Annotated in this window: 19 protein-coding genes and 1 tRNA gene; 8 read left to right on the plus strand and 12 right to left on the minus strand. The window is 64.4% G+C overall.

What is annotated here, in order from left to right; genetic code table 11:
• Nucleotides 1–5: 5 nt before the first annotated feature.
• The 3 genes from lpdA to F4Y72_01660 are packed head-to-tail and all read right to left on the minus strand — an operon-like array spanning nucleotide 6 to nucleotide 5534.
• Nucleotides 6–1433, minus strand: a complete 1428-nt coding sequence (gene lpdA / locus F4Y72_01650; protein ID MXZ26991.1) for a dihydrolipoyl dehydrogenase — start codon at nucleotides 1431–1433, stop codon at nucleotides 6–8.
• Nucleotides 1434–1451: 18 nt separating this feature from the next.
• Nucleotides 1452–2723: a 2-oxoglutarate dehydrogenase complex dihydrolipoyllysine-residue succinyltransferase gene (odhB, locus tag F4Y72_01655; GenBank protein ID MXZ26992.1), complete on the minus strand. Its 1272-nt coding sequence runs from the start codon at nucleotides 2721–2723 to the stop codon at nucleotides 1452–1454.
• Between the two features lie 3 nt (nucleotides 2724–2726).
• The gene (locus F4Y72_01660) at nucleotides 2727–5534 is read right to left on the minus strand and encodes a 2-oxoglutarate dehydrogenase E1 component (GenBank protein MXZ26993.1); all 2808 of its coding nucleotides are present in this window, start codon (nucleotides 5532–5534) and stop codon (nucleotides 2727–2729) included.
• A gap of 82 nt (nucleotides 5535–5616) precedes the next feature.
• Between F4Y72_01660 and F4Y72_01665 the strand changes: the two genes are divergently transcribed.
• From F4Y72_01665 to F4Y72_01675, 3 genes are read left to right on the plus strand one after another with little or no spacing between them, the layout of a single operon-like run.
• The gene (locus F4Y72_01665) at nucleotides 5617–6357 is read left to right on the plus strand and encodes a glycosyltransferase (protein ID MXZ26994.1); all 741 of its coding nucleotides are present in this window, start codon (nucleotides 5617–5619) and stop codon (nucleotides 6355–6357) included.
• Complete coding sequence (locus tag F4Y72_01670) at nucleotides 6350–6658, plus strand: hypothetical protein (protein ID MXZ26995.1); 309 nt, start codon at nucleotides 6350–6352, stop codon at nucleotides 6656–6658. The genes F4Y72_01665 and F4Y72_01670 overlap by 8 nt, the downstream gene beginning before the upstream one ends.
• A gap of 3 nt (nucleotides 6659–6661) precedes the next feature.
• The gene (locus F4Y72_01675) at nucleotides 6662–8344 is read left to right on the plus strand and encodes a glycosyltransferase family 39 protein (GenBank protein ID MXZ26996.1); all 1683 of its coding nucleotides are present in this window, start codon (nucleotides 6662–6664) and stop codon (nucleotides 8342–8344) included.
• A gap of 4 nt (nucleotides 8345–8348) precedes the next feature.
• On the opposite strand, the gene F4Y72_01680 is transcribed toward F4Y72_01675, so the two are convergent.
• The 5 genes from F4Y72_01680 to F4Y72_01700 all read right to left on the minus strand — a co-directional run bounded on the left by F4Y72_01680 (nucleotide 8349) and on the right by F4Y72_01700 (nucleotide 13922).
• Nucleotides 8349–9308, minus strand: a complete 960-nt coding sequence (locus tag F4Y72_01680; protein ID MXZ26997.1) for an SDR family NAD(P)-dependent oxidoreductase — start codon at nucleotides 9306–9308, stop codon at nucleotides 8349–8351.
• A gap of 24 nt (nucleotides 9309–9332) precedes the next feature.
• The gene (locus tag F4Y72_01685) at nucleotides 9333–9671 is read right to left on the minus strand and encodes a hypothetical protein (GenBank protein MXZ26998.1); all 339 of its coding nucleotides are present in this window, start codon (nucleotides 9669–9671) and stop codon (nucleotides 9333–9335) included.
• 89 nt (nucleotides 9672–9760) lie between these two features.
• The gene (locus F4Y72_01690; protein ID MXZ26999.1) at nucleotides 9761–11083 is read right to left on the minus strand and encodes an MFS transporter; all 1323 of its coding nucleotides are present in this window, start codon (nucleotides 11081–11083) and stop codon (nucleotides 9761–9763) included.
• Between the two features lie 9 nt (nucleotides 11084–11092).
• Complete coding sequence (locus tag F4Y72_01695; protein MXZ27000.1) at nucleotides 11093–12406, minus strand: MFS transporter; 1314 nt, start codon at nucleotides 12404–12406, stop codon at nucleotides 11093–11095.
• Nucleotides 12407–12431: 25 nt separating this feature from the next.
• Nucleotides 12432–13922 (minus strand): hypothetical protein, encoded by a 1491-nt coding sequence (locus F4Y72_01700; protein ID MXZ27001.1) that lies wholly within the window; start codon nucleotides 13920–13922, stop codon nucleotides 12432–12434.
• Here F4Y72_01700 and thpR point away from each other — a divergent pair.
• The gene (gene thpR / locus F4Y72_01705; protein ID MXZ27002.1) at nucleotides 13786–14310 is read left to right on the plus strand and encodes an RNA 2',3'-cyclic phosphodiesterase; all 525 of its coding nucleotides are present in this window, start codon (nucleotides 13786–13788) and stop codon (nucleotides 14308–14310) included. The genes F4Y72_01700 and thpR overlap by 137 nt on opposite strands.
• A 6-nt stretch (nucleotides 14311–14316) precedes the next feature.
• On the opposite strand, the gene F4Y72_01710 is transcribed toward thpR, so the two are convergent.
• The 3 genes from F4Y72_01710 to F4Y72_01720 all read right to left on the minus strand — a co-directional run bounded on the left by F4Y72_01710 (nucleotide 14317) and on the right by F4Y72_01720 (nucleotide 18209).
• Nucleotides 14317–15222 carry a DUF1838 domain-containing protein gene (locus F4Y72_01710; protein MXZ27003.1) on the minus strand — a complete coding sequence of 302 codons (906 nt, stop codon included), beginning with the start codon at nucleotides 15220–15222 and terminating at the stop codon, nucleotides 14317–14319.
• 326 nt (nucleotides 15223–15548) lie between these two features.
• Nucleotides 15549–15622: transfer RNA gene (locus F4Y72_01715), tRNA-Arg, on the minus strand.
• 85 nt (nucleotides 15623–15707) lie between these two features.
• A complete protein-coding gene (locus tag F4Y72_01720) occupies nucleotides 15708–18209 on the minus strand; it encodes a TonB-dependent receptor (protein MXZ27004.1) in 2502 nt (833 codons plus the stop codon).
• 86 nt (nucleotides 18210–18295) lie between these two features.
• Here F4Y72_01720 and F4Y72_01725 point away from each other — a divergent pair, with 86 nt between their 5' ends.
• Both F4Y72_01725 and F4Y72_01730 read left to right on the plus strand, forming a co-directional pair.
• Nucleotides 18296–20563, plus strand: a complete 2268-nt coding sequence (locus tag F4Y72_01725; GenBank protein ID MXZ27005.1) for a hydroxymethylglutaryl-CoA reductase, degradative — start codon at nucleotides 18296–18298, stop codon at nucleotides 20561–20563.
• Nucleotides 20560–21081, plus strand: coding sequence for an isopentenyl-diphosphate Delta-isomerase (locus F4Y72_01730; protein MXZ27006.1), 522 nt, complete (start codon nucleotides 20560–20562; stop codon nucleotides 21079–21081). The genes F4Y72_01725 and F4Y72_01730 overlap by 4 nt, the downstream gene beginning before the upstream one ends.
• Here F4Y72_01730 and F4Y72_01735 read toward each other — a convergent pair.
• Nucleotides 21069–22454, minus strand: a complete 1386-nt coding sequence (locus tag F4Y72_01735) for a class II fumarate hydratase (GenBank protein MXZ27007.1) — start codon at nucleotides 22452–22454, stop codon at nucleotides 21069–21071. The genes F4Y72_01730 and F4Y72_01735 overlap by 13 nt on opposite strands.
• Nucleotides 22455–22508: 54 nt before the next feature.
• Here F4Y72_01735 and purB point away from each other — a divergent pair, with 54 nt between their 5' ends.
• Entirely contained in the window at nucleotides 22509–23885 is a 1377-nt protein-coding gene (gene purB / locus F4Y72_01740; GenBank protein ID MXZ27008.1) for an adenylosuccinate lyase, read from the plus strand.
• A gap of 24 nt (nucleotides 23886–23909) precedes the next feature.
• Nucleotides 23910–24980: a tRNA 2-thiouridine(34) synthase MnmA gene (mnmA, locus tag F4Y72_01745; GenBank protein ID MXZ27009.1), complete on the plus strand. Its 1071-nt coding sequence runs from the start codon at nucleotides 23910–23912 to the stop codon at nucleotides 24978–24980.
• Nucleotides 24981–25018 lie beyond the last annotated feature (38 nt).

Raw genomic sequence — 25018 nt, forward strand, 5'->3', positions numbered from 1 at the left:
CGTGTCTAGCGGTTTATGGCGTGGATGGCGCGCTTGTCCACCGACAGGGCCGCTTCGTGTAGGGCCTCGCAGAGCGTCGGGTGGCCGTGAACCGTGCGCTGCAGGTCCTCGGTGCTGGCCTCGAACTCCATCGCCAGCACGGCCTCCTGGATCAGTTCGCCGGCCATCGGGCCGACGATGTGCACGCCCAGAATCGCGTCGGTGTCCGGGTCCGACAGCAACTTCGCCAGGCCCGCGGCCTGCGCCATGGCCTTGGCCCGGCCGTTGGCCGCCATGTTGAAGGCGCCCACCTTGTAGGCCTGGCCGGACTGTTGCAGTTCCTCCTCGGTCCGCCCCACCCAGGCGATCTCGGGCGAGGTGTAGATCACCGACGGGATGGCGCCGTAATTCACCTCGGCGGAACGCCCGGCGATCATCTCGGCCACCATCATCCCTTCCTCGGACCCCTTATGCGCCAGCATCGGCCCGCGCACCAGGTCGCCGATCGCCCAGACGCCATCCGCGCTGGTGCGGCAGTTCCCGTCCACCTGAACGTGCCCTCTTTCGGTCAGGACGATCCCGGCGCTCTCGTCAATCAGGCCTTCGGTCGCCGGCTTCCTGCCGACCGCCACCACCAGCTTGTCCACGGTGATGTGATGGTCGCCCTCGCGGTCGCTGAACCGCACTTCCACATGGTCGTCCACGCGGCGGGCGCTTTCCACCTTCGCGCCCAGGCGCGTGTCCAGCCCCTGGCGCTTGAACTGGCGCTGCGCCTCGCGGGCAACCTGGCTGTCGGCCATGAAAAGGAAGCGGTCCATCGCCTCCAGGATCGTGACCTCCGACCCCAGCCGGTTCCAGACGCTGCCAAGCTCCAGCCCGATGACGCCGCCGCCGATGACGCCCAGGCGTTGCGGCGGACGATCAAACTCCAGCGCGCCTTCCGAGTCCACTATGTATTCGCCGTCAAACGGGGCGAGCGGCAATTCCACAGGCAGCGAACCGGCGGCCAGAATGACGTGTTCGGCGTGCAGCAGGTGCGGATCGCCGTCGTGCGCAGCGACTTGCACCTGCCGGCCGGCCAGCAGTCTCCCCCGCCCGTTATAAGCCGTTACGCCGTTGGCCCGGAACAGCGCGTTGATGCCCGTCGTGAGCTGGCGCACGATGCGGTTCTTGCGGTCCTGCATCGCGTCCAGGTCCAGCTTCACTTCCGGGATCATGATGCCGTGGCCGGCAAACTCCTCGCGGGTCCGGTGGTACAGCTCCGACGATTCCAGCAGCACCTTGGACGGAATGCAGCCGGCGTTCAGGCAGGTGCCCCCCAGCGCCGGCTTGCCCTTGCCGTCGCGCCAGTCGTCCACGCAGGCCACCGACATGCCGAGTTGCGCGGCGCGTATCGCTCCCACGTAGCCGGCAGGGCCGCCTCCGACCACTATTACATCATATTTATCAGACATATAAAGAGAAAAAATAAACTAAACAGAAAGAATTAGGCGGGCCGGATCTTCGATCGACTTCTTGATTTCGGACAGGAACAGCACGGCCTCGCGGCCATCCACGATGCGGTGGTCGTAACTGAGCGCGAGGTGCATCATGGGGCGGGCTACGATCTCCCCGTCCACGACCACGGCCCGCTGCTCGATCCGATGCATGCCGAGGATTCCGCTCTGCGGCGGGTTCAGAATCGGCGTGGACATCAGCGAGCCGAATACGCCGCCGTTGGTGATCGTGAAAGTGCCTCCGGTCAGTTCGTCCAGCCCAATGGTCCCGGCGCGCGCGCGCGCTGCGAATGTGCCGATCGTCTGCTCGATGTCGGCGAAACTCAGCCGGTCGGCGTCACGCAGCACGGGAACCAGCAGCCCGCGGTCGGTGGACACGGCAACGCCGATGTCGTAGTAGTCGTGATAGACGATCTCGTCGCCCTCGACGCTGGCGTTGACCACCGGATAGTGCTTCAGGGCCGCGACGCTGGCGGCCACGAAGAAGCTCATGAAACCGATCCGTACGCCGTGCCGCGCCTCGAAGGCCTCGCCGTGGCGGCGGCGCAGATCGAGCACGGCGCTCATGTCGGCGTCGTTGAATGTGGTCAGCATGGCCGCTTCCCGCTGCGAATCCACCATCCGCTGGGCGATGCGGGCCCTCAGGCGGCTCATGGTCTCGCGCCTTTCCTGTCGGGCCGGCTGCGCGGCGGGAGCTGCGGGCGCCTCAACCGTTTCACCGGCGTCCGCCTCGACGGTATCCGGCTCCTCGACCCGGGCCGCTGTGGCCGCGCCGGCCGCGCTGCTGAGCACCGCCAGCACGTCGCGCTTGAGCACCCTGCCCCGCTTGCCGCTGCCCTTGATCGACGAAACGTCGAGATCGTGCTCCTCCAGAAGCCGCCGGACCGCGGGCGACATCGCAACGGAACCGTTACTGTCGGCTGCCGGCTCGGTTGCCGGCCGCTCGGCGCCGTCGCCGGCGGCCTCCACCGCCGCATCGTCGACGCCCGCACCGCTGCCGTCCGCGGCCGCGTCCAGCACGGCCAGGGGCGTTCCGGCGTTTACCACCGTGCCGGCATCGGCCAGGATCTTCTCCAGCACGCCGTCCGCCGGCGCCGGCACTTCCAGCACTACCTTGTCGGTTTCCAGGTCGGCAAGGTTTTCGTCCTGCACCACGGACTCGCCCGCCGACTTGTGCCAGGCCAGAACCTTGGCGTCGGCCACCGATTCAGGCAGTTCCGGCGTTCTGATCTCGATTGAATTGCTCATTGCCTACGACACCTTTCGATCACTTTCAAGCACCTGCTCGACGATCGCGTACTGCTGAAGCCGGTGCAGATGGATGGAGCCGGGCGCCGGCGAAGCGGCTCCGGCGCGGCCCATGTAGCGCAGCCGCTGGCCCTTGAGCAGCCAGCGTTCCAGGCGCGCGCGCACCCGGTACCAGGCGCCCTGGTTCTTCGGTTCCTCCTGCGCCCAGACGATGTCCTCGACGTCCGCATAGCGTTTGAACAGCTCCTCGCACAGATCGTGCGGAAACGGGTAGAGCTGCTCGATGCGAACGATGGCCACATCGCTGACGCCCCCTTCACGACGCGCCTCCAGCAGGTCGAAATACAGCTTGCCGCTGCACAGCACCAGGCGGCGCACGTCATCGAGTTCATCCACCTCGTCGATGATTCGCTCGAAACGGCCCTCGCTGAGCGCTGCCAAGGGCGTAAAGGACAGCTTGTTGCGCAGCAGGCTCTTGGGCGTCAGGGCCACCAGCGGCAGCCGCGCCCTGTTGTGCATTTGCCGCCTCAGCATATGGAAAACCTGGCTGGGCGTGGAAGGCACGCAGACCCGCATGTTGCCCTGTGCGCATAGCTGAAGGAACCGCTCCAGGCGGGCCGAGGAATGCTCGGGCCCGGCCCCTTCCTGGCCGTGCGGCAGAAACAGCGTCAGACCCGACATCCGGCCCCACTTGGTCTCGCCCGAGGCGATGAACTGGTCGATCACGACCTGGGCGCCATTGCAGAAGTCGCCGAACTGCCCTTCCCAGATCGTCAGGCAGTCCGGATCGGTGGTCGAGTAGCCGTACTCGAAGCCCATCACGGCCTCTTCGCTGAGCAGCGAATCGGTGATCGTGAAGGCGCCCCGCATCGGAGCCACGTCGTCCAGCGGCGAGTAGGCGCGCCCGCTGTGCTGGTCGATCAGGCTGGCATGGCGGTGAAAGAAAGTTCCGCGACGGCTATCCTGCCCGGTCAGGCGCACCCGGTAGCCGTCGCGCAGGAGGCTGCCATAGGCCATCAGTTCGCCGAAGCCCCAGTCCATGTCGATTTCGCCGCGCGCCATCCGCAGCCGGTCCGCGACGACCTTGATCACCCGCGGGTGCAGATTGACCCCCTCGGGCACCGTGCCGAGCCGCTCGCCGAGATCCGCAACCTGCTCCGGCGGGATGGCCGTATCGACTTCCACATCGGCATCGGCCTGCCGGTAGCTGTCCCAATCGACGGTGAACTCGTTGCCGACCATGCCCATGGCCGCCTCCGGCAGCGGATCGCCCGCGTCCAGCCGCCTGCGGTATTCAGCCTTGTCGGCCTTCAACTGCGCCCTGGTGACCACGCCGTCCTCGCAAAGGCGGTCGGCATACATCTCAAGGGTTGTGGGATGACCGCGGATGCGCTCGTACATGAGCGGCTGCGTGGCGGCCGGTTCGTCGGCCTCGTTGTGTCCATGGCGGCGATAGCAGACGAGATCCACGAACACGTCCTTGTGGAACGCCTGCCGGTATTCCAGCGCCAGGCGGGTCGCGAACACGCAGGCCTCCGGCGAATCTCCGTTCACATGGATTACCGGCGCCTCGATCATCTTGGCGACGTCGCTGCAGTACGGCGTGGAGCGCGCGTCCTGCGGATCGCTGGTGGTAAAGCCGATCTGGTTGTTGACGATCAGGTGCACGGTGCCGCCGGTGGCGAAGGAGCGCGCCTGGGAAAGCTGCAGCGTTTCCGTGACTACGCCCTGCCCGGCCACGGCGGCGTCGCCGTGGATCAGCACCGGAAGGATCTCGTCGCCCTCGCTGTCGCGCCGCCGGTCCATGCGCGCGCGCACGGACCCCAGAACGACCGGGTTGACGATCTCCAGGTGCGAGGGATTGAACGCCAGCACCACGTGCACCAGCCCGCCCGGCGTGGTTACGTCCGACGAAAAGCCCATGTGGTACTTGACGTCGCCGTACTTGCCCGACAGCGGCCCGGACTCGCCGGCAAACTCCGCGTAGAGTTCCTGCGGCGCCTTGCCCAGCACGTTCACCAGCACGTTGATGCGCCCCCGGTGGGCCATGCCGACCACGATTTCCTGCAGACCCTTGGAACCGGCCTGCTGGATCAGGTCGTAGAGCATGGGGATAAGGCTGTCGCCGCCCTCCAGTGAGAAGCGCTTTTGCCCCACGTAGCGGGTATGCAGGTAACGCTCAAGACCCTCCGCGGCGATCAGTTCGCGCAGGATTGCGCGCTTGACCGGGTCCGGCGGACGCCCCGCCAGTTTCGCCGCTTCCACCCGGTCCCGTAGCCACAACCGCTCGCGGGCCCGCGACACGTGCGCCATCTCCACGCCGACATCGCCGCAGTAAATCTGCTCGAGTTGCTCGATGATGGTCCGCAGCGGCAACTGGCGGCCCTCGGCGCCGCCGAACCGCCCGGTATCGAACACGGTGTCCAGGTCCGCCTCGCTCAGGCCCGCGTACTCGAGCTTGGGCGCCTGGCTGCGCAGGTTTGGGTTCAGGTGCAGCGGATCGACGCGCGCGGCGCGATAGCCGCGCAGCCGATACAACTGGATGAGCCGCACCACCGCGCCCTGGCGCGAGGCGCCGGCCCGCACAGCGGGCACCGACCTGCCATTGCTTGCAAGCGTCGCGGCTCCTCCGCCGTTCGGAAGGCGCGTCGGCAACGGCCGGCCGGCCTCGATGCTCTCGAACAGTTCGCGCCAGTGCGGCGCTACTTCGTCGGGATTGCTGCGCCAGGCGGAATAAAGTTCGAACACATAAGGCGCGTTGCTTGCAAAAAGCGGAGATTCCCGGTAGGCGCGTTCGATACGGCCGCTCATGGCACTAGTGTCGTGTCAAGCTCATATTCGACACTCGCATTTTATAGCGCCGGCAACTTCCGTAGGTAACAATACGTACGCCATGAACAAGCCCGGAATCAGCATTGTGGCGCCGGCCCACGAAGAGGCCGAAAGTCTGCCGGAGCTGGTTCGCAGCGTGGGCAGCGCCTTCTTTGCCGTCGATGCCTGGGAACTGATCGTCGTGGACGACGGCAGCCGGGACGATAGCGCCGGCGTGCTGGCCGGCCTGCAGAGCGAGCATTCAAGACTGAGGGTGGTCCGGCACTTGACGAACAGAGGCCAGAGCGCCTCGATGTGCACGGGTGCGGACGCCGCGCGATACGCCTGGCTCGGCTTTCTCGATGCCGACGGGCAGAACGATCCCGCCGACCTGGCGAAGCTGTATTCCGAAATGCTCGAGGCGGGTAATACGGCGCCCGGCATGATCATGGGCCACCGGCGGAAGCGCGAGGACGGCTGGTTGACGCGATATTCCTCGCGCATTGCCAATGCGGTGCGCGCGGGCTTGCTGCGCGATCGAACGCCGGACACCGGATGCAGCCTCAAAGTCCTGGCCCGCGACGACTTCCTCTCGCTGCCGCGGTTCGACCATATGCACCGTTTTCTGCCTGCCCTGCTGCTGCGTCAGGGCCTGCAAACCGTTTCCCGCCCGGTGGCCCACCATCCGCGGCGCGCCGGGCGCTCAAAATACGGCCTGGGGAACCGGCTGTGGGTGGGGATCGCCGACCTGCTGGGCGTCTGGTGGCTCGGCCGGCGGAGCTTCCGGCCCGGATCATGCGAGGAGATACGACACGATGACTGAACTCATTGAACAGTGGCTGGCTCTGCCGACCGGCGACCTGATCTGGCTGGCGGTGGGGTTCGGCGGCCAGGCCATATTTGCGTCCCGGTTCCTCTACCAGTGGATCGTCAGCGAACGCGCGGGCCGCAGCCATATCCCCCGGGCCTTCTGGTACCTGAGCCTGGCCGGCGGCCTCACGCTGCTCAGCTACGCCATCCATCGCGCCGATCCCGTTTTCATCCTGGGCCAGACGACCGGCTCCGTAATCTACATTCGCAACCTGGTCCTGCTGCACCGCCACGGCCAGCTTGAGTCCACCTGACGTTTGCGGTTCAGTAAAAACGAAATCTGGCTCGGCGCGGCGGCGCTGCTGACGCTCGCCGCCGGCCTGGGGCTGCGCGATCCCTGGGCACCGGACGAACCCCGCTACGCGCTGATCGCCGCCGAAATGCTGCAATCGGGGGACTGGTCATTGACCCGTCTGGGCGGCGTGATTTACGCGCAAAAGCCGCCGGTGTATTTCTGGCTGCTGGCCGCCGCCCAAGGGCTGGCCGGTCTCCGGCTCGGGTTCCTGTTGCCGTCGCTCCTGGCGGGACTGGGAACGCTGGCACTTGTCTGGGATCTGGCCCGGCGGCTGTGGTCACGCGAGACGGCATGGTGGGCGGCCTTGGGACTGCTTGCCTGCCTGCAGTTCACGATGCAGGCCCGAAGCGCGCAGATCGATGCGGTCCTTTGCTTCTTCACGACGCTGAGCCTGTACGGGTTGCTCCGTCACCTTCTTCAGGGACCGGACTGGCGCTGGTTCAGCCTGGGCTGTCTCGCGGCCGGCCTGGGAGTAATGACCAAGGGCGTGGGCTTTCTGCCGTTACTGGTGCTGTTGCCCTGGGCCGGAATGCGTTGGGCCGGCTGGAACGTACAGCGGCTCGGCGGCGGCACGCGCTGGCTCCTCGGACCTGCGGCCTTCTTCGCGCCGCTGGCGCTCTGGCTGGTCCCGCTCTTGCTCAGGGCCCAGGGCGACCCTGAAATTGCCGGCTACCTGGACAACCTGCTGTTCCGCCAGACCATTACCCGTTACGCGGACCCCTGGCATCACTTCCAGCCCTTCTGGTACTTCTTCGTGGAGGTCATTCCCTGGGCCTGGTTCCCTTTGATTCTGCTGTTTCCGTGGCTTGCGGCACGCTGGGCGCGGCGGTGGAAGGAACGCGACGCTTCGGTCGTGCTGCTGTCGGGATGGATCGCGCTGGTTCTCGTGTTCTTCACGATCAGTTCCGGCAAGCGTGGCGTGTACCTGTTGCCGGCGGCGCCGGCCCTGGCGCTGCTGGCCGCGCCCAACTTGAGTGAGCTCGCCGAACGCTTGTCGTGCCGGCGAATGTTACGCGGGGGTATGTTCATCCTGTGCCTTGTCGTGGCAGCGGGTAGCGGCTGGCTACTGTTCTTTGATCTCGAGCGGCTTTCCGAATTGAAGGCAACCTATGAAACCAGCACCGCGCCGCTCTGGACTCTGTTCGCCACGTCCGCAGCGGGCGCGCTGATTTCGCTTGCCTGTCCCACTCGCCGGGCAGCAGCGGGCATTGGGCTGTGCCTGTTCCTCGGGTGGCAAATCTGGGGATGGGCGCTGCAGCCGCAGATCGACGAGGCCCGGTCGGGCGCAAGGATCGCCGCCCGAGCGCTGGAGAACTTGCCCGAAGGTGCCCCGCTGGCGCTGGCCGACTGGCGCGCTCAACAGGTCCTGCATCTCGACCGGCCGGCCGTTCATTTTCATGCGCAGGGCACGGGAAAGGATGAGGAACTGAAGCAGGCCGCCGCATGGCTGAACGCCAACCCGCAGGGGCGGCTTCTCGTTCCCGCGGAGCACCGCGAGCCCTGTTTCGATCCGGACTCGGGCATGCGCCTGGGTCACGCCCACCGCCGCGGCTGGGTGCTGTTGTCGCGCAGCGACTTGAACGGCGCCTGTACGGCGGCTGCCGATCCAGCCAACTGGATTGAACTCCCGCCGCTGCGCCCGTGAATCTCTAACCGCGGTATTTGCGGAACCAGCGGACGAAATCCCGAACGCCCCGCTCCAGGCCCACATTCGGCTCGAACCCGAAGTCGCGGCGCATGGCGGACATGTCGGGCAGCGTGGCGCGCATTTCCCCGGGCGGTTCCGGCGCGAACTCGATCTCGACTTCGGCGCCCATTTCCCGGCCCAACATCCGGATGAAATCCAGCAACTCCACGTCTTCTTCGGAACCGAGGTTATAAAGCGCCGCAGGCGGCTGCCCGGACGGCGGGCCCGCCTTCAGGATGGCAAGCGTTCCCCGCACGGCATCGTCGATAAAGGTGAAGGCGCGACGCTGCTTGCCGTCGCCGAACACTCGCACGGGATTACCCCCGGCGAGCCTATTCGCAAATGTAATCGCGGCCATGTCCGGCCGTCCCCAGGGACCGTAAACCGTGAAAAAACGAATCCCGGTACTGGGCAGCCCATGAATGCGCGCGTACGAACAGGTCAGCAGTTCGCCTGCGCGCTTCGTGGCCGCATAGACGCTCCTGGGACGATCGGCAGCGTCTTGTTCGGAAAACGGCGTCTTTTCCGTGTCGCCATACACCGACGAAGATGAGGCGTACAACAGATGCTCCACGCCGCTGCGAGCGCAGCCCTCCAGCAGCACGGTAAACCCGGCGATATTGCTTGATATGTATTGCTCCGGCGCTTCGATTGAATAGCGCACTCCGGCCTGGGCAGCCAGGTGCACGACTTGTCGAAATTCATGCGCCTCGAAGAGGGCCAGCATCCCGCTCTGGTCCGTCAGGTCCAGCTTGTGAAAGGAAAACCCGTCATGCTTGTGCAACCGGGCAAGCCGGGCATGCTTTAGCGCTGGATCGTAGTACGCATTCAGGTTGTCCAGCCCGATAACCTCGCGGCCGTCGGACAACAGTGCCTTCGCCACCGCGTGACCGATAAAACCGGCCGCTCCCGTAACCAGAATCGGCGTTTCAGATTGCTGCAATTGCTATTGAACGGCGGCTTCGGAAGCCTCGCGCGATGAGATCAGGATTCCTTCAACCCGGGCCAGGCGCTGGGCAATTTCCCCAATGCTCGACGCCAGGCCATCGATTCGATCGTCGCGTCGCTCGAATCGGGCTTCGAGCCGGTCCATCCGGGTTTCGAGCGCGTCCATGCGGGCTTCGAGCGCGTCCATGCGGGTTTCAAGCGCACCCACCCGAACTTCCAGCGCGCTCAGCCGGGACTCGATGCGATCCAGGCGGCCAACGGTTCGCAACTGCAACGGAAGGACAACGGCCAGCACCGCGCCTGCCGTTCCTGCAATGGTGATCAGTTGCTCAATCATGGGGCTCTCCCTGTTCCCGTTTCCTGTTGGCGATTCTGAACGATGGCGGTGAAAAAGACAATGTGGGAATCGTAGTCCGTTTGCACCGTTTATGTGGAGGCGCGGACTTCCTTGGCGGACATGCCCGGGGCGCGCACCAGCACGACCAGCGCAGCGATGACCACGAGGAAGTTGATGATGCCCATCATCGCAAACGGCGCGCCCCTGCCGATCTTGTCGAACACGATTCCTCCGAAGTAGCTCGTGCAGAGGATCGAGAACGCGCCCACCAGCCCGAACACGCCGACGATGGCGCCACGCCTCTCCTTCGGCGCTTCCTGTCCAAGCAGTGCGCCCCCCGACAACAGCGCGGATATTTCGCCAATACCTACGGCAACACTGGCCAACAGCGCTGCGGAAACAAACGGGTCATTGGCCAGGTACATGGCGAAGTAGGCTAATCCTGCCACACTGAAACCCAGGCACACGGTCAACACTCGATTCAAACGGTCGGCAATAAATCCCATGATGGGTGACCAAATGATTCCGGTCCCGAAGATGAGGACGTACATGATGCCTGCCCTAAGCGCACCCTCAGCGTTGGTCAGGCCCAGGTCATGGCTGCGTTGAGCCACCCACAACGGAAGGAATATGCCCACCGCAACCAGGTCACCCCTGGAGGCGAAGGAGGTCATGTATGCGAGTGCGATTCGCGGGTTTTTCGCGGCCTCGGAGAAACCTTTGCCCACTTTGGCCCAAAGGTGGTCCCGCGGCTGATTATGGGCAACCTGTCCCGAGCGCCAGGACAAGCGGATCACGAGCGCGACGAGCAGCGCAAACCCGACCATCAGCCAACACATATAGAGATTGGCGTCGGCCGAGCTGATTCCCAGGCTTTCCAGGTAGCTGAGAAATACGCCGACATTCCGTGACATCAAGCCCATACCCACGGCCGTGCAAACGCTTCCGAGGCCAAGTAGAAATCCGCGCGAACGATTGGCCGGCAGATCCTGCAACGACGCGCTGTACATAACCGGCACGAACGCTGCGCCTATGGCGAACACCGCCCGGTAGGCGTATATCTGGAATTCATTCTGCGCCAGCGGGTAGATCAGCAGGCCCAGGGCCACGAAGCCCAGCCCGATGACCATGATCACGCGGCGACCGTAATTGTCTGAAGACGCGCCCACAATGCCCATCAGCAACAGGACCACGATCTCCTGCAGGGAGGCCAGTCGCCCCGTCAGTCGGCCCTGGACCTCTTCGGCAATTCCGAATGTGTCCGTCAGGAGGTAGGGCTGGATGAACCCAATGAATCCCAGCAGCGGTATGACCGTGAGCCCGGCAAACATCACGCCGCCGGCGTTGAGCCACGTATATCCCAATGTAAGGGTCAGCGGACCGATTCGCCGGGGTTCGCTCAATTCACTCATGGCGCGCGATCAGGTCGAAGTGCGGACTTCCTTCGCCGACATCCCCGGTGCGCGGATCAGCACGTACAGCGCAGCCAGCGCCACGACGAGGTTCACTATGCCCATCATGACGAACGGCGCCACGCGGCTGATCTTGTCGAAGACGATCCCGCCGAAGTAGTTCGTGCAAAGGATGGAAAAAGCACCGATTAGGCCGAACACGCCGACCACCGCGCCACGTCTCGCCTTCGGCGCCTCCTGCCCCAGTAGCGCGTTGCCGGTGATGATGACGGCAATCTCGCCTATGCCCACAAATACGCACGCGACCAGCGCAATGTTCAGGTACGGATCCGCTACCAAGGCCATGCCCAGATACGCGGCACCGGCAACCGCAAACGCAATGAAAACCGCGAGAACACGGTTCATGCGATCCACAAACCGACCGATAAAGACGGCCACAAGAAGCCCGATACCGTTGATAGCCGCAATCATGATGCCGGCCCTTCTCGTGCCCTCGCCGGTGCTCAGGCCTGCGTCCCAGCCGTCCTGAACCACCCAGAGCGACAGGAAAGTCAGGATCACGACCAGGTCGCCCCGGGAAGCGAACGAAGTCAGGTATGCGAGCGCGATTCGCGGATTCCGAGCCGCTCCGGAGAACCCTTGCTTCAGGTTTCGCCCGATAGGCATGCGTGGTTCCCCTGCCGCCACGCGGCCGGCGCGCCAGGTCAGCCGGACCATCAGCGCGACGATGGCCGCGAAAGCCACCATGCACCAGCAGGTGTAGATGCCGGCGTCCCCGGGAGTGAAGCCGCGCGCGACCAGGTATTCGGGCAGCCTCGCAATCGTAAGACCCATCACGATGACGCCCCCGCCCGTGGCAATGCTGCCGAACCCGATGAACTGGCCGCGCGAACGGTTCGCCGGGGTGTCCTGCATGGAAGTCCCGTACATCAGGGGAGCCGTCGCGGCGCCGAGCGCGAATACCGCCCGATATCCGTAAATCTGCAGTTCGTTCTCGGCAAGCGGATAGACCAGAAGCCCCAGGCCCACCAGGCACAGCCCCACGACCATCAACATGCGCCGGCCGAAATTGTCGGACACCGCACCGACCACCCCCATCAGCGCGATCACGATCACTTCCTGCAGCACTCCCAGGTTGCCCGTCATCCGCCCGTGAAAAGCGGGGTCAATCTCAAACACTTCCTTGAGAAGAGTCGGCATGATCAGGCCCATGAAGGCCAGCAATGGAATAATCGAAAAACCGCCCAGCAGCACGCCGAACGCGTTCAGCCGCGTGTAGCCTTCCGCAAGGACGATCGGACCGAATTTTTTCGGCACGCTCACGGGCGCGCGCGGGCGCTTGCCGGATTCAACCGCCGCGCCGCTTCGCCTGAACGGCGTCGAGTATCGCGATGTTGGCCTCGCTGCTGCCCTGCTTCTGCGCTTCGGCGATCACGGCGCTGATGGCCGCGCCGCGAAACATGCGCGGAATCTTCTTGAGCCGCGCAGCCGCGCCGGGCGTAAACACCATGCCGTGCCTGTTCTCGTTCAGCTTGTTCAGAAACCCGGGATCGACCTCCACGGCATGTTCGTCTTCCGGTTGCGCCGCCCCGTTGCCCGATTCGGCAGCCGCGCCGTTGCCTTGCGCGGGCTCTTCGCCGTCCACGTGGTAGGTCAGTTCGGGCTTGTTGACGAACAGGTCCTCCACGCGGATGAAGTCGGCATTACGGTCGTAGTCCAGGCGCGGCTCCTCGTCGGGGTTCAGCGAAGGGCGGCGGTCGTCGATGATCGGTATGCGGTGCATCAGCCGGAACGCCGGCGAGAAATCGTTGATCCCGCGGTGCTGCGTGCAGCGGTTGTCCCAGATCGCCACCGAGTTGTCGCGCCAGAAGAACCGGCACTCGTGCTCCGGCTGGTAGCTGTGCTCGAGCAGCATCGCCAGCAGCGCGTCGCTTTCGTCCTGGTTCAGTTCCAGGATGCGCGACGTGGTCATCTGGCAGACGTAGAGGCATTTGCGGCCCGTTTCGGGGTGCCTGCGAACCACCGGGTGCACGACCGGCGGGTTGCGCTTCATCATGTCCTCGTAGGCCCTGGCGCCCCCGCCCTCGAGAATGCCCGCGCCGAAGTTCTTCGACAGGGTCTGTTCGGCGGTCAGGCCCTCCAGGAACTTCTGCATGGGTTTGGACAGGCTCGCGTACGCCTTCTCCATGTCGCACCAGATGGTGTTTCCGCCGCCGGTCGGCATGGTCAGCCCGCGGAGGATGGACATGCGCGACGGATAGTCGCGGAAGATGTCGTCCGTGTGGTAATTCACGTCGCCGCCGATGGTCTGATACTCGTCCATGCGCTGCAGGCGGATCATCGGGTAGCCCTCGACCTGCGGTATCGAACCCGGGCCCTGGGGCATCCCGAACTTGCGGGCCAGCCTGAGATGCTGTTCGTCCGTCATTTCCTGGTCGCGGAAGAAGATGACCTTGAATTCCAGCAGCGCCGCGTAGATTTCGTCAATGACGTCCTGGGCGAGGTCGTCGGCCAGTTTGGCGCCGCTTATCGTCGCACCCAGCGCGCCCGACAGCGGCTCCGCTTCAAGGTGCCTGAATTCCGGCAGATCGCGCTGCGAAGTAAACAGGTATGACATAGGAATTCCCCCAATGCCCGCGCTGCCAGCATACCCTAACGCGGGAGCGCGGGCGTGTCCCGTGCTCCCGTGATATGGTCGCGCAATGCCCCGGTCCGGCAACAGGCGCCTGTTCTTCGGGCTATGGCCCGACGACGATCTTCGCACCCGCGTCGTACGCGCCACCCGCGCCGAAGTGAGGGGCACGGGCGGCAAGCCCACGCCGCCCGAAAATCTGCACATGACGCTGCATTTCCTCGGACCGACTCCGGAAGAACTCATTCATCGTCTGATCGAGCGGGTATCCACATTGCCGCTGGACCCGTTCGAGTTGACGCTGGAGCAATACGGCTACTGGCAGCGTGCAAGAACCCTATGGCTGGGACCGAATGAAACCCCTCTCCCGCTGGCGGAACTGGCCCGCGATATCGGCCGGATCTCGCACGAACTGGGGCTGCCCCGAAACCGGCGCGCGTTCATCCCGCACATGACACTGGCGCGCAAGGTCAACCGCCTAACTCCGAGGGAACCGCCTCTTCCGTTGCACTGGCCCGTAAACGAGTTTGTGCTGGTGGAGTCGGTGCTCGGCGGTCGCCATTCCCGCTATACCATCCTTGAGCACTTCGGCTGACCCGCGTCAGTTTTCGAACGGGCTCAGATCCACGACGAGCAGCTCCGGATTGTCCCGTTCGATGCGGGCGAAATACTCGGCCGGCAACTGGTGCACGCCATCGAGCTTCTTGCCGCTCCAGATGGCGAACATGTGGCCGGGGATGTCGCCCATCTGCAGCCACCGGGGATAGGGAAAGACATAGCCGCCGGCCGTTCCCATGGGCAGCCTCGTGATGGAGGGGTCCTCGAACAGGGATCTGGCCGTCCAGTTGTGCGACGTTTCGATGAACGGGGTCACCCAGTTGTCCGGCGGCACACGAATCTGCTCCGCCTTCACGATGTCGTCCTCGATTCGGAATACCGTACTGGTGGGCGTGTAGCCGTCGCCTTCCCGGTCCAGCGGATGCTTGCCCTCCGGCGAATACAGCATTCCCGGATCTTCCGTGAGAATGGTCGGCTCCACCTTGACCGTTTCGCCCGTTACGGGGTTTTGGACACGATCGATGAACTCGCCCGTTACCGGATGGCGCGGATAGGAGGTGTTGTGCCCGTGCACGCGAAAGACATGCGTGTCGATTCGCTTGTGATGAGAGAACTCGATTCCCTCATAGCGCACCACGGGCTCCACGCGCCGTCCCTCGGCGACGATGAACATCGTGAAGTGATACCAGAGCAGCACATCCGCTTCGTCCGCCAGGTCGCGATAGATGCGGAACTCGGCGGTCATCTTGTCGAGCGGGTTGTCAAAGGCGAAGAATTCCGAGCGCACCCGGCCTTCCGAAGGCGGCATGTAGGTAGTTTCCGGAGGCTCTGCGGCCTGTGCCGGGCGAAAAGGTGCAAGCGCCGCGGCAGCCGCGGCAGCGGCCGGAAAGATCAGCGCGTCACGGCGCGATAAAGGCAGCGCTTCGCCGCCGCCAAAAGCCCGCTTCATGATTTCGAGCACGCTAGATGATGAGCAGCAGCAACACAACTAATGCAACCACAGTGAGAATAATTGCCATCCAGCGCTTATTGCGTTTACGTATCCGCTGGCGCTGCTCGAAGTCCGTCTGCGGAATACCCAATCGTGGGCGCCAAAGGAAGGATTTATCCTTGCTCTTCGCCATACCGCGATCCCACAAATGGCAGATCAGTCATGCTTATGCTGGACGCATAACAACGCCTTCAGGTGATTCTAATCGAGACTATGGTGCCAAGTCGATTCAGATAGTTTCAACTAGTCTCACGCACCGCGCGGGGCACCCTGATGTGGTTAAGCGCCCCGACCAGGATTCGAACCTGGGACCTTCCGCTTAGGAGGCGGACGCTCTATCCAGCTGAGCTACCAGGGCGCGGCGGCGTCCAGCATAAGCCAGCGGGCCGCTACGCGCAAAATTGCGCAGCGGCCCGCTGGAGAGGTCTGCCCGGAAAGGCTGCCTAGAACGTGTAGCTGGCGCGCACCCCGAATTCACGCGGGTCGGGGTAGTAGAGCGTCAGCGCATTCGGGAACAGCAGCGTTGGCCCGAATATGCCAAGCGATGGAACCCCGGGTAAAAATCCGATTGCGCCGAAGTCGGGCGCTGAAACCCCGCTGCGAATTGTGTCGTCATCGAACAGGTTTTCGACATACGCCATCACGGTCCACGTATCCCGCGACAGGCCCAGGCGAATGTCAGCCAGCATGTAACTTTCGACTTCCACCATGTTCCACTCGTCCATCCACCGGGAACCCTGGTACTGGACATCGAAATCTATCATCAACTCCGTTCCGTTGGCCATCCCCGAGCGCCAGGACAGACCGGCGAAAAGCTGGTGCCGTGGAACGTCCTCGATCTCATTGCCGGTAAGATCGATCAGGCAGGTGGTGCGTCCCCCCAGCGTTGTCAACTCGCAGCCTCCGCCGCGCACGGCATCGTTGATGGAACTGCTCAACTTGTTGTATTCGTCGTACTCGGCCGAAAGCAGCGTATAGCCCCAATTCATTGTGAGGTTGTCGGTCAGAACCGCTTCCACGTCAACCTCTATTCCCTTGATCAGGGCAGCCGAAGCGTTTTCCGGGCGGGTGCTCAGGATGCCGCTCGGCGGCAGGTACTGGGTAGTCAGTTGCTTGTCGGTGAAGTCCTGATAGAAGACCGCCCCGTTGAAACGCAGGCGATTGTCCATCCAGCTCGTTTTCCAGCCGAACTCGTACACCGTCATCTTCTCTGCTTCGAAGCGAAGCACGTCCGGATTGAAACCCTCCGGTCCCACCAGCGTGCTGATTCCGGCGGGCTTGATGGCCTGCGAAACGGAGCCGTAATAGGTCTGTTCGTCCGACGGCCGATAACGCAGGATCACCTTGGGCGCCAGGTAGGAGTCGTCTTCCTCGGCGGCAATTGAATGGGCCTCCGGCGGGAACTGTACGTGGAAGGGACCGAAGGCGTTGCCGATCAGCGTGCCTCCGGACGGTCCCGTCATATCCAGGTCCTCGGTCACGTAGCGGGCCTCAAGGCCGATGTCCCAGGCTTCCGAGAATTGCCAGTCCACCAGGCCGTAAGCGGAAGTGTGGGCAACGTCCCGGTTCCAGGGAAGGACATGCCTGGGCACTTCGCTGCCGATCCGCGCCACCCAGTAGCCGCAGTCGATCCGCAGGCGGAAATTCGGAACCCCCATCGAGAAGAACGGAGGCATGAAGCCGTAGTTGATGCAGGTCGTGCCGTACTCGTCGTGCTGGTATTCCTCAGTCCAGTACAACCCTCCCAGGACCCAGGAAAAAGGCCCTTCGCCTGTGGACGTGAGCCGGAATTCCTGGCTGAACAGATCATTCTCCGTCACGAAGTTCACTTCGCCGGACACGCTGATACTAAATGGCGGAACCGGGGCAGATACATCGCCTATTCGCTGGGAATCGTGGAATTGATGGGCCTCAACGGAACCGACGTGGGTAATGGAGGTCAGCATTGCGCCGGCAAAGTCGAACTCGGCGCGCAACTGCCCGCGCAATACCTCGCGCGTCGTGCCCGGAAATTCCTCACCGGTCCTGGGATCCGGGCTCAACGTTATCGGAACGTCGTCCATGTGCGGCAAGGGCCCGAACGGCTGATTGACCGAGGTCGCGGCCGGGTGCCAGATTACTCCCAGGCCAGCGGCTGGCGTGGGGACTGGAACACGAATGGCGGATGCCGCTGCCGCCGCGGGATCAAATTCGTCGTCCGTGTACTCGAACCGCGCCGTAAAGCGGGCCCGCTCCCCAACGTCCAGCGCCCCCGTCAGCGTGAAGCCCACGCCCTGCTGACCGCCGACGTCCCCGTCGGTTACGGTGTTCTGGTAATAACCGTCCTCGTTCCAGGCCGCGAAGTTGAATCCCACGAAGAAATTGTCGCTCAGGGGGCCGCTGGCCGAACCCATGATCTCCTTCTTGCCTTCGGCGGAAACGTCGACGGAAAGCTGCCCGCGGCGCTCCGCGCCGGGCCGCCGGGTCACGTAGTGGATCGCGCCGCCGAAAGCGCTGCGTCCGTATAGCGCGGACTGCGGTCCGCGGACCACTTCGATGCGTTCAATATCGATAAGGCGTGGATTGATCGTGAGCGAACTGCCGGAAGTCCGTACTCCCTCGCTGGAAATATCCACATCGTCCAGCAGCACGGCCACGTTGGGCCGTCCCCGCGTGGGGGAAAGGCCGCGCATTACGATGCGCGTGTCCTGCGGCGAGAACCCCTTGTCGAAGATGATCCCGGCCGACTGGCGGGCGATATCCTCAAGGCTGTCGATGCCCTGGACCATCAGGTCTTCCTGGCTGAAGGTGGTGATGCTGATCGGCACCTCCTGCAGCGATTCCTCGCGCTTTCGCGCCACAACCACGATTTCCTCAAGCTCCTGCGCATAGACAGGAATCGTGAGGCTTGCGGCGCAAACCGCCGGAATCATCAGGCGCCAGAGCGCCTTGCCGCGTGCTTCCATCTGCTTTCCTCCCAAGCAACGTAGGTTTTCGCGACGGATTTTGCCACAACTGCCCCAAGCGCTGCTTTCGTATAATTGCCGGCGCTTTGAAGGGTTCCCGCATACCCGGTTTCTACCGCCTGACGCCGCGCGAGCGGGTGCAGACCGCGCTCGAACATGGCCTTTTGAGCGAAGCGGACTTCAAGGACCTGGCTCGGGGCCGCGCCAGTCTGGACGCCGCGCGTGCCGACCGGATGATCGAGAACGTGATCGGCGTGCTCGGACTGCCGGTGGGCCTCGGACTCAACTTCCTGATCAACGGCCGCGACTACGTTGCGCCGATGGCGGTGGAGGAACCGTCAGTCGTCGCCGCCCTGAGTTCCGCCGCCAAGCTGGTACGCGAAGCGGGCGGCTTTACGGCCGAAGCCGATGATCCGGTGCTGATAGGGCAGATCCAGGTGCTCAACGTGCCGGATCCGGCGCACGCTGCCGCCGATCTGCTGTCGAAGCGCGAGGAGATCATCCGCCTGGCCAACAGCATTCATCCGCGCATGGTGGCGCGAGGCGGCGGCGTGGTCGATGTCGAAGTTCACCGGCGCCCCATGCCCGGCGGCGAGGGCGAAATGCTGGTCCTGCACCTGCTGGTCGATACCCGCGACGCCATGGGCGCGAACCTGGTCAACAGCATGTGCGAGGGCGTGTCGGCGCTGGTCGAGAGCATGAGCGGCGGGCAGGTGTTCATGCGCATCCTGTCGAATTTGAGCGATCGCGCCCTGGCCCGGGCGGAGGTCGTGATCCCGGTTGAGTTGCTGGGCGGCAAGGGGCAAAGCGGCGAGGACGTGCGCGACGGCATCGCCATGGCTGCCGAACTGGCCGCGGTCGATCCCTACCGCGCGGCGACACACAACAAGGGCATCATGAACGGCGTCGATGCGGTTGCGCTCGCGACGGGCAACGACTGGCGGGCCCTGGAGGCCGGCGCGCATGCCTGGGCGGCGCGTCACGGCAACTACACGGCGCTCTCGAAGTGGTGGCGCGGCGAGGATGGGGCACTGTGCGGGCGCCTGGAGATGCCAATCAAGGTGGGCACGGTCGGGGGCTCGCTGGAAGCCAACCCGGCCACACAACTGTTCCTGCGGATGATGCGGGTGGAGTCGGCCCAGGAACTCGCGCAGGTCATGGCCGCGGTCGGCCTGGCGCAGAACTTCTCGGCGCTGAGGGCGCTGGTTACCGAAGGCATTCAGGCCGGCCACATGACGCTGCATGCCCGCACAGTGGTCAAGGCCGCCGGCACGCCGCCGGAACTGTTCGACCAGGTGCTGGAGCGATTGATCGGCGAAGGCGACGTCAAGGTCTGGCGCGCGAGGGAAGTCCTGGGGGAGCTGGAAAGAAAACAGCACCTGCCGGCCCTGGACGAGGCGGCAATGGCCCGCCTGGGCGTGGCCGCGGGCAAGCTGATCCTGCTGGGCGAGCATGCCGCCGTGTTCGGGCAGCCGGCGCTGGCCTGTCCCGTTCCCCTGAACGTGCGCGCACAGATCGACGACAGCGAGGAAGGCATCCAGTTGGCGATCCCGGGCTGGGGACTCGAATACCGCCTCTCGCACTCGCGCCGTCGCCGACCATGGGAACGTTCGGCGCTGAAGATGCTCGAGGAACTGGGTCTGGCCGGCAAGTCGATGCGCATTTCCGTCTTCTCCGACCTGCCCCGCGGCGTCGGCCTGGGATCTTCGGCGGCGATGGCTGTCGCCATCATCCGGGCCCTGAACAAGCGCTTCGACCTGGACCTCAGCGTCGAGAGAATCAATGAAATAGCCTGGGCCTGCGAACAGTTTGCGCACGGGCGCGCGAGCGGCGTGGACAATGCCGTCTCCGCCTATGCAACCACCCTGCTCTACCGCAAGAACACGCCGCCGGAAATCCGGCCGGTCAAGGCGGGCGCCGACACGTATTTCGTGATCGGTATCAGCAGTGAGGAAAGCCTGACGGCCGTAACCGTCGAAAACGTCAGGACGGCACGCGACCGCAACCCGAGTGTTTATGACCGGATCTTCGAGGAGATCGGCGAACTCGTGGTCGAGGCCCGAAAGTGCCTGGAAGGCGGGCGCCTCGAAGAACTGGGCGACCTGATGAACCTCAACCACGGCCTGCTCAACGGCCTGCAGCTCGCCACGCCGGAACTGGAACAGTTGATCGACGCCGCGCGCATGGGCGGAGCGCTGGGGGCCAAGCTGACCGGCGGCGGCGGCGGCGGGGCCATGCTTGCGCTGTGCGCAGAGAGCTGCCACACAGTCAAGGAATCGATCGAAAAGACCGGCGCGAGAACCATCGCGCTGAAGCTTCCCGCGGGCGGAGGAGAGGTGGAACTGGTCCCGTGAACGCGCCGGTCAACCTGGTGCTGGTGGACGCCGAGGACCGTGAAATCGGCGTCGCGGAGAAATTCCAATGCCACGAGGGCGATGGCCTTCTGCACCGCGCCTTTTCCGTTTTCGTCTACGGACCGGACGGTCGGGTCCTGCTCCAGCAGCGAAGCGCCGCCAAGCCGCTGTGGCCGATGTACTGGTCGAATGCCTGTTGCGGCCATCCCCTGCCGGGCGAGGACGTTCCGGCCGCTGCCGAGCGCCGCACGCACGAGGAACTGGGCATCTCCTGCAAGGCCCGGTTCCTGTACAAGTTCATCTATCAGGCCCGCTACTCCGCCGGCTACTCGGAACACGAGTTATGCCACGTATTCCAAAGCGACTACGACGGCGAACTGGCGCCCGACCCCGCCGAAATCGCCGCCTGGCGCTGGATCGCGCCGGACGAACTGACGCAGGAGATCGAACGCCACCCCGAACGCTTCACCCCCTGGATGAAGCTCGAATGGGCTGAAATCCTCCGCTACTCGGAGTGAATGCCGCCCCTGGTGAGCGTGACCGGGTTCAGGATGGCCTTGAGCTGCTCTTCGGACAGGTCGGTTTCCTCGACCGCCACTTCCAGGATCGGCCGCCCTTCCGCATAGGCCCGCTTGGCGATCGCCGCGGCCTTGTCGTAGCCGATCACCGGATTCAGCGCCGTCACCAGGACCGGGTTGCGCTCCAGCAGCTCCGCCAGGCGTTCCCTGTTGACGGTCAGGCCGGCAATCGCCTTGTCGGCCAGCATCCGGCAGGCCGCCGAAAGGATCTGGATGCTCTCTAGCGCGTTGCGCGCGATCATCGGCAGCATCACGTTCAGCTGGAAGTTGCCCGCCTGGGCGCCCACGGTTATCGCCGCGTCGTTGCCGATCACCTGGGCCGCCACCTGCATGGCGGTTTCGCTGGCGACCGGATTGACCTTGCCCGGCATGATGCTGGAGCCCGGCTGCAGCGCCGGCAGCGTGATCTCGCCGAGTCCGCCCAGCGGCCCCGAGTTCATCAGGCGCAGGTCGTTGGCGATCTTCATCAGCGCCACCGCCGTTACCTTGAGCTGGCCGGACAGCTCAACCATCGTGTCCTGCCCGGCGAGCGCCGCAAACCGGTTGCCGGCCGGCGTCAGATCGAGGCCGGTCTTTTCGCTGATCCAGCGGCAGGCCAGTCCCGACATCACCGGGTGGGCATTGACTCCCGTCCCGACTGCCGTTCCGCCCAGCGCCAGTTTGTTCAGCCTTAAATTGAGCACCTGCTCGAGCCGGGTCCGGCAGTCGCGCAATTGTGCCGCCCAGCCGCCGAATTCCTGACTGAGCGCCAGGGGCATCGCATCCATCAGGTGCGTGCGGCCGGTCTTGACGACACCCTCGAATTCCGCGGCGCGCTTTTCGATCGACCCCGCAAGGTGATCCAGCGCCGGCAGCAATCGCTCGTATACCTCCAGGGCCGCGGAAAGATGCAGCGCCGACGGAATGACATCGTTGCTGCTCTGCCCTATGTTGACGTGATCATTGGGATGCACCCTGACCTCTTTGGAACTGGCGGCGTTGGCGATCACTTCGTTCACGTTCATGTTGCTGCTGGTGCCCGATCCGGTCTGAAAGACGTCCACGGGGAAGTGTTCGTCGTGGATGCTGTGGGCAACGTGTTCCGCTGCCCTCATGATGGCGTTGGCTCGGGCCGAGTCCAGCAGGCCCAGCGTGCGATTGGCCGAAGCGCACGCCCCCTTGATCAGGCCCAGGGCGCGAATGAACGCGCGCGGCATCCTCTTGCCGCTGATCTGGAAGTTCTCCACGGCACGCTGGGTGCTGGCGCCCCAAAGCGCGTCGGACGGGACCTTGAGCGTTCCCATGCTGTCGCGTTCGGTTCTGAATTTTGGCACGAACTACCCCTGTTGCAGTATGATGCGCGCCTGCGAGTATAGCCGCCCCTCCCCATGTCCCGGTATTCGAGCCCAGCGAATTCCTTATCCGCTCTAGGGCCGCTGGACGGGCGCTACGCTGAAGCCGTCCGCCCGCTCGCGGAATTGTTCTCCGAACAGGGCCTGATCCTGTGGCGGCTCAAGGTCGAGCTCGCCTGGCTGCGGGCGCTTTGCGGCGAAGAAGCATTCGGCCCCGCACCTCCCCTGAGCAGCAGGGAAACGGCATTTCTGAACGCGCTGGAGCAGGATCTGGGGCCGCAGGCGGCGGAGCGCGTTAAGGAACTGGAACAGAAGACCCGGCACGACGTCAAGGCGGTGGAACTGTACCTGGCCGAACGCCTGCGCGAGCACGACTCGCTCTCCGACCGCATTCCGATGCTGCATTTCGCCTGCACAAGCTGGGACATCAACAGCAGCGCCTATGGGATCATGCTGGCAAGGGCCCGGTCCGAAGTCCTGGTCCCGGTGCTGGAAGCCCTGATCGGGCAGCTTCACTGCATGGCCCGCGAGCACGCCGGCCTGCCCATGCTGGCGCGCACCCACGGCCAGCCGGCCAGCCCCACGACGCTGGGCAAGGAACTGGCGGTATTCGTGCACCGGCTGAAGCGCCAGCTTGCCGTTTTCGGCGAAGTTCCGGCCATGGCCAAGTGCAGCGGCGCCACCGGCAACTACAACGCGCACTACGCGGCCTGTCCCGAGGTGGACTGGCCGGATTTCAGCCGCCGCTTTCTTTCGGGGCTGGGACTCGAGCAGAACCCGGTCACGACCCAGGTCGAACCGTACGACTGGGTGGCGGAATATTGCGACGCCCTGGCGCGCATCAACCGCATCCTGCTCGACCTCAGCCGGGATGCCTGGGCCTATATTTCGATGGGCTACTTCCGCCAGAAGGCGGTAGGTAGCGAAACGGGATCGTCCACCATGCCGCACAAGGTCAATCCCATCAACCTCGAAAATGCCGAAGGCAACCTGGGGCTGTCCAACGCCTTGCTGGGTCACTTTTCGGAAAAGCTCCCCGTGTCGCGCCTGCAGCGGGACCTCAGTGATTCCACGGTCCTGCGCAACCTGGGCGTCGCATTGGGACATGCGCTTGTGGCTTGGACGGAAGTGCAGAAAGGACTGGACAAGCTCTCGCCCGACGAGTCCAGAATGAGCGAGGACCTCGACTCCGCCTGGGAAACGCTGGCCGAGGCGGTGCAAACGGTAATGCGTGCCCACGGCTGTGAGAACGCCTACGAACAACTTAAGAATATATCACGTAATCAGATAGTTACAAGAGATTCCTTACATTCTTATTTGATAAACGCAGAGCTGCCCGACGCAGCGCGTGAGGCGCTGCTCGCCCTGACTCCCGCGACTTACACGGGCATCGCGAAGAAACTGGCTGAGTGAGGTTCTCCTGTGACGGGCACCGTCATGGTGGCAATTTCCGGCGGAGTGGATTCCGCGGTGGCCGCCTTGCGCCTGATCGACGCGGGCCACCGGTTGGAAGCCCTGCACATGACCAACTGGGACGAGCCCGACGGCTCCTGCCCTGCCGCCGAAGACCTTGAGGCCGCCGCCGACGTGGCCGGCGAACTCGGCATCCCGCTTCACCACCTGAATTTCTCCGAGGAGTACCGGCGGGAAGTCTTCGAGGACATGCTGCGGGAATGTCGGGCGGGGCGTACGCCCAACCCCGACGTGGGCTGCAACCGGCGCATCAAGTTCGGGGCCTGCCTGAACCAGGCGCGCAGGCTGGGCGCCGAACGGCTGGCCACGGGCCATCACGCGCGCCTGGAGCACTCGGCATCCGGCACACGGCTATTGCGTGGAAAAGACCGCAACAAGGACCAGACGTATTTCCTGCACGCGGTTGACGGAAGCGCGCTCGGCGGCTGCCTGTTCCCGGTCGGCGACCTGGACAAGAACGAGGTGCGCGACATCGCGCATCGGCGCGGACTGCCGAACTACGCGCGCCCGGACAGCACCGGCATCTGCTTCGTAGGAGAACGATCCTTCCCGGAATTCATCTCGCGGCACCTGGCAATGCAAGCGGGGCCGATAGTCACGCTTGGCGGGAAACACGTGGGCGAACACCAGGGCTTGGCCGCCTATACCATCGGCCAGCGGCGGGGACTGGGGCTTGGGGGGATGAAGGGCTGCGGCCCGGAACCCTGGCACGTCGTGCGCAAGGACCTGAGCGCCAATGCCCTGGTCGTGGCGCAGGGACACGACCACCCCCTGTTGTTCAGCCGCATGATCACGGTGGGAAAGCTGAAGTGGGTAAGCGGCGCGCCGGATGGACTCCCGGGAGGCACGCGGTTGAGCGCCAAGACCCGTTATCGCCAGGACGACGCCGACTGCGAGGCGCGACTGCTCGGTCGGGACCGCTGCCTGGTGCGCTTCGACAAGCCTCAGTGGGCGGTGACGCCGGGACAGTACCTGGTGTTCTACGAGGGCGAGGAATGCCTGGGCGGCGGAGTAATCGAACGCGCCGAGGCTTGACTTGGTAGGGAGGGCGTCCCGCCCTCCACGAAGGCGTC

The sequence above is a fragment of the Gammaproteobacteria bacterium genome (assembly GCA_009838035.1).
GTDB lineage: Bacteria > Pseudomonadota > Gammaproteobacteria > Steroidobacterales > Foliamicaceae > Foliamicus.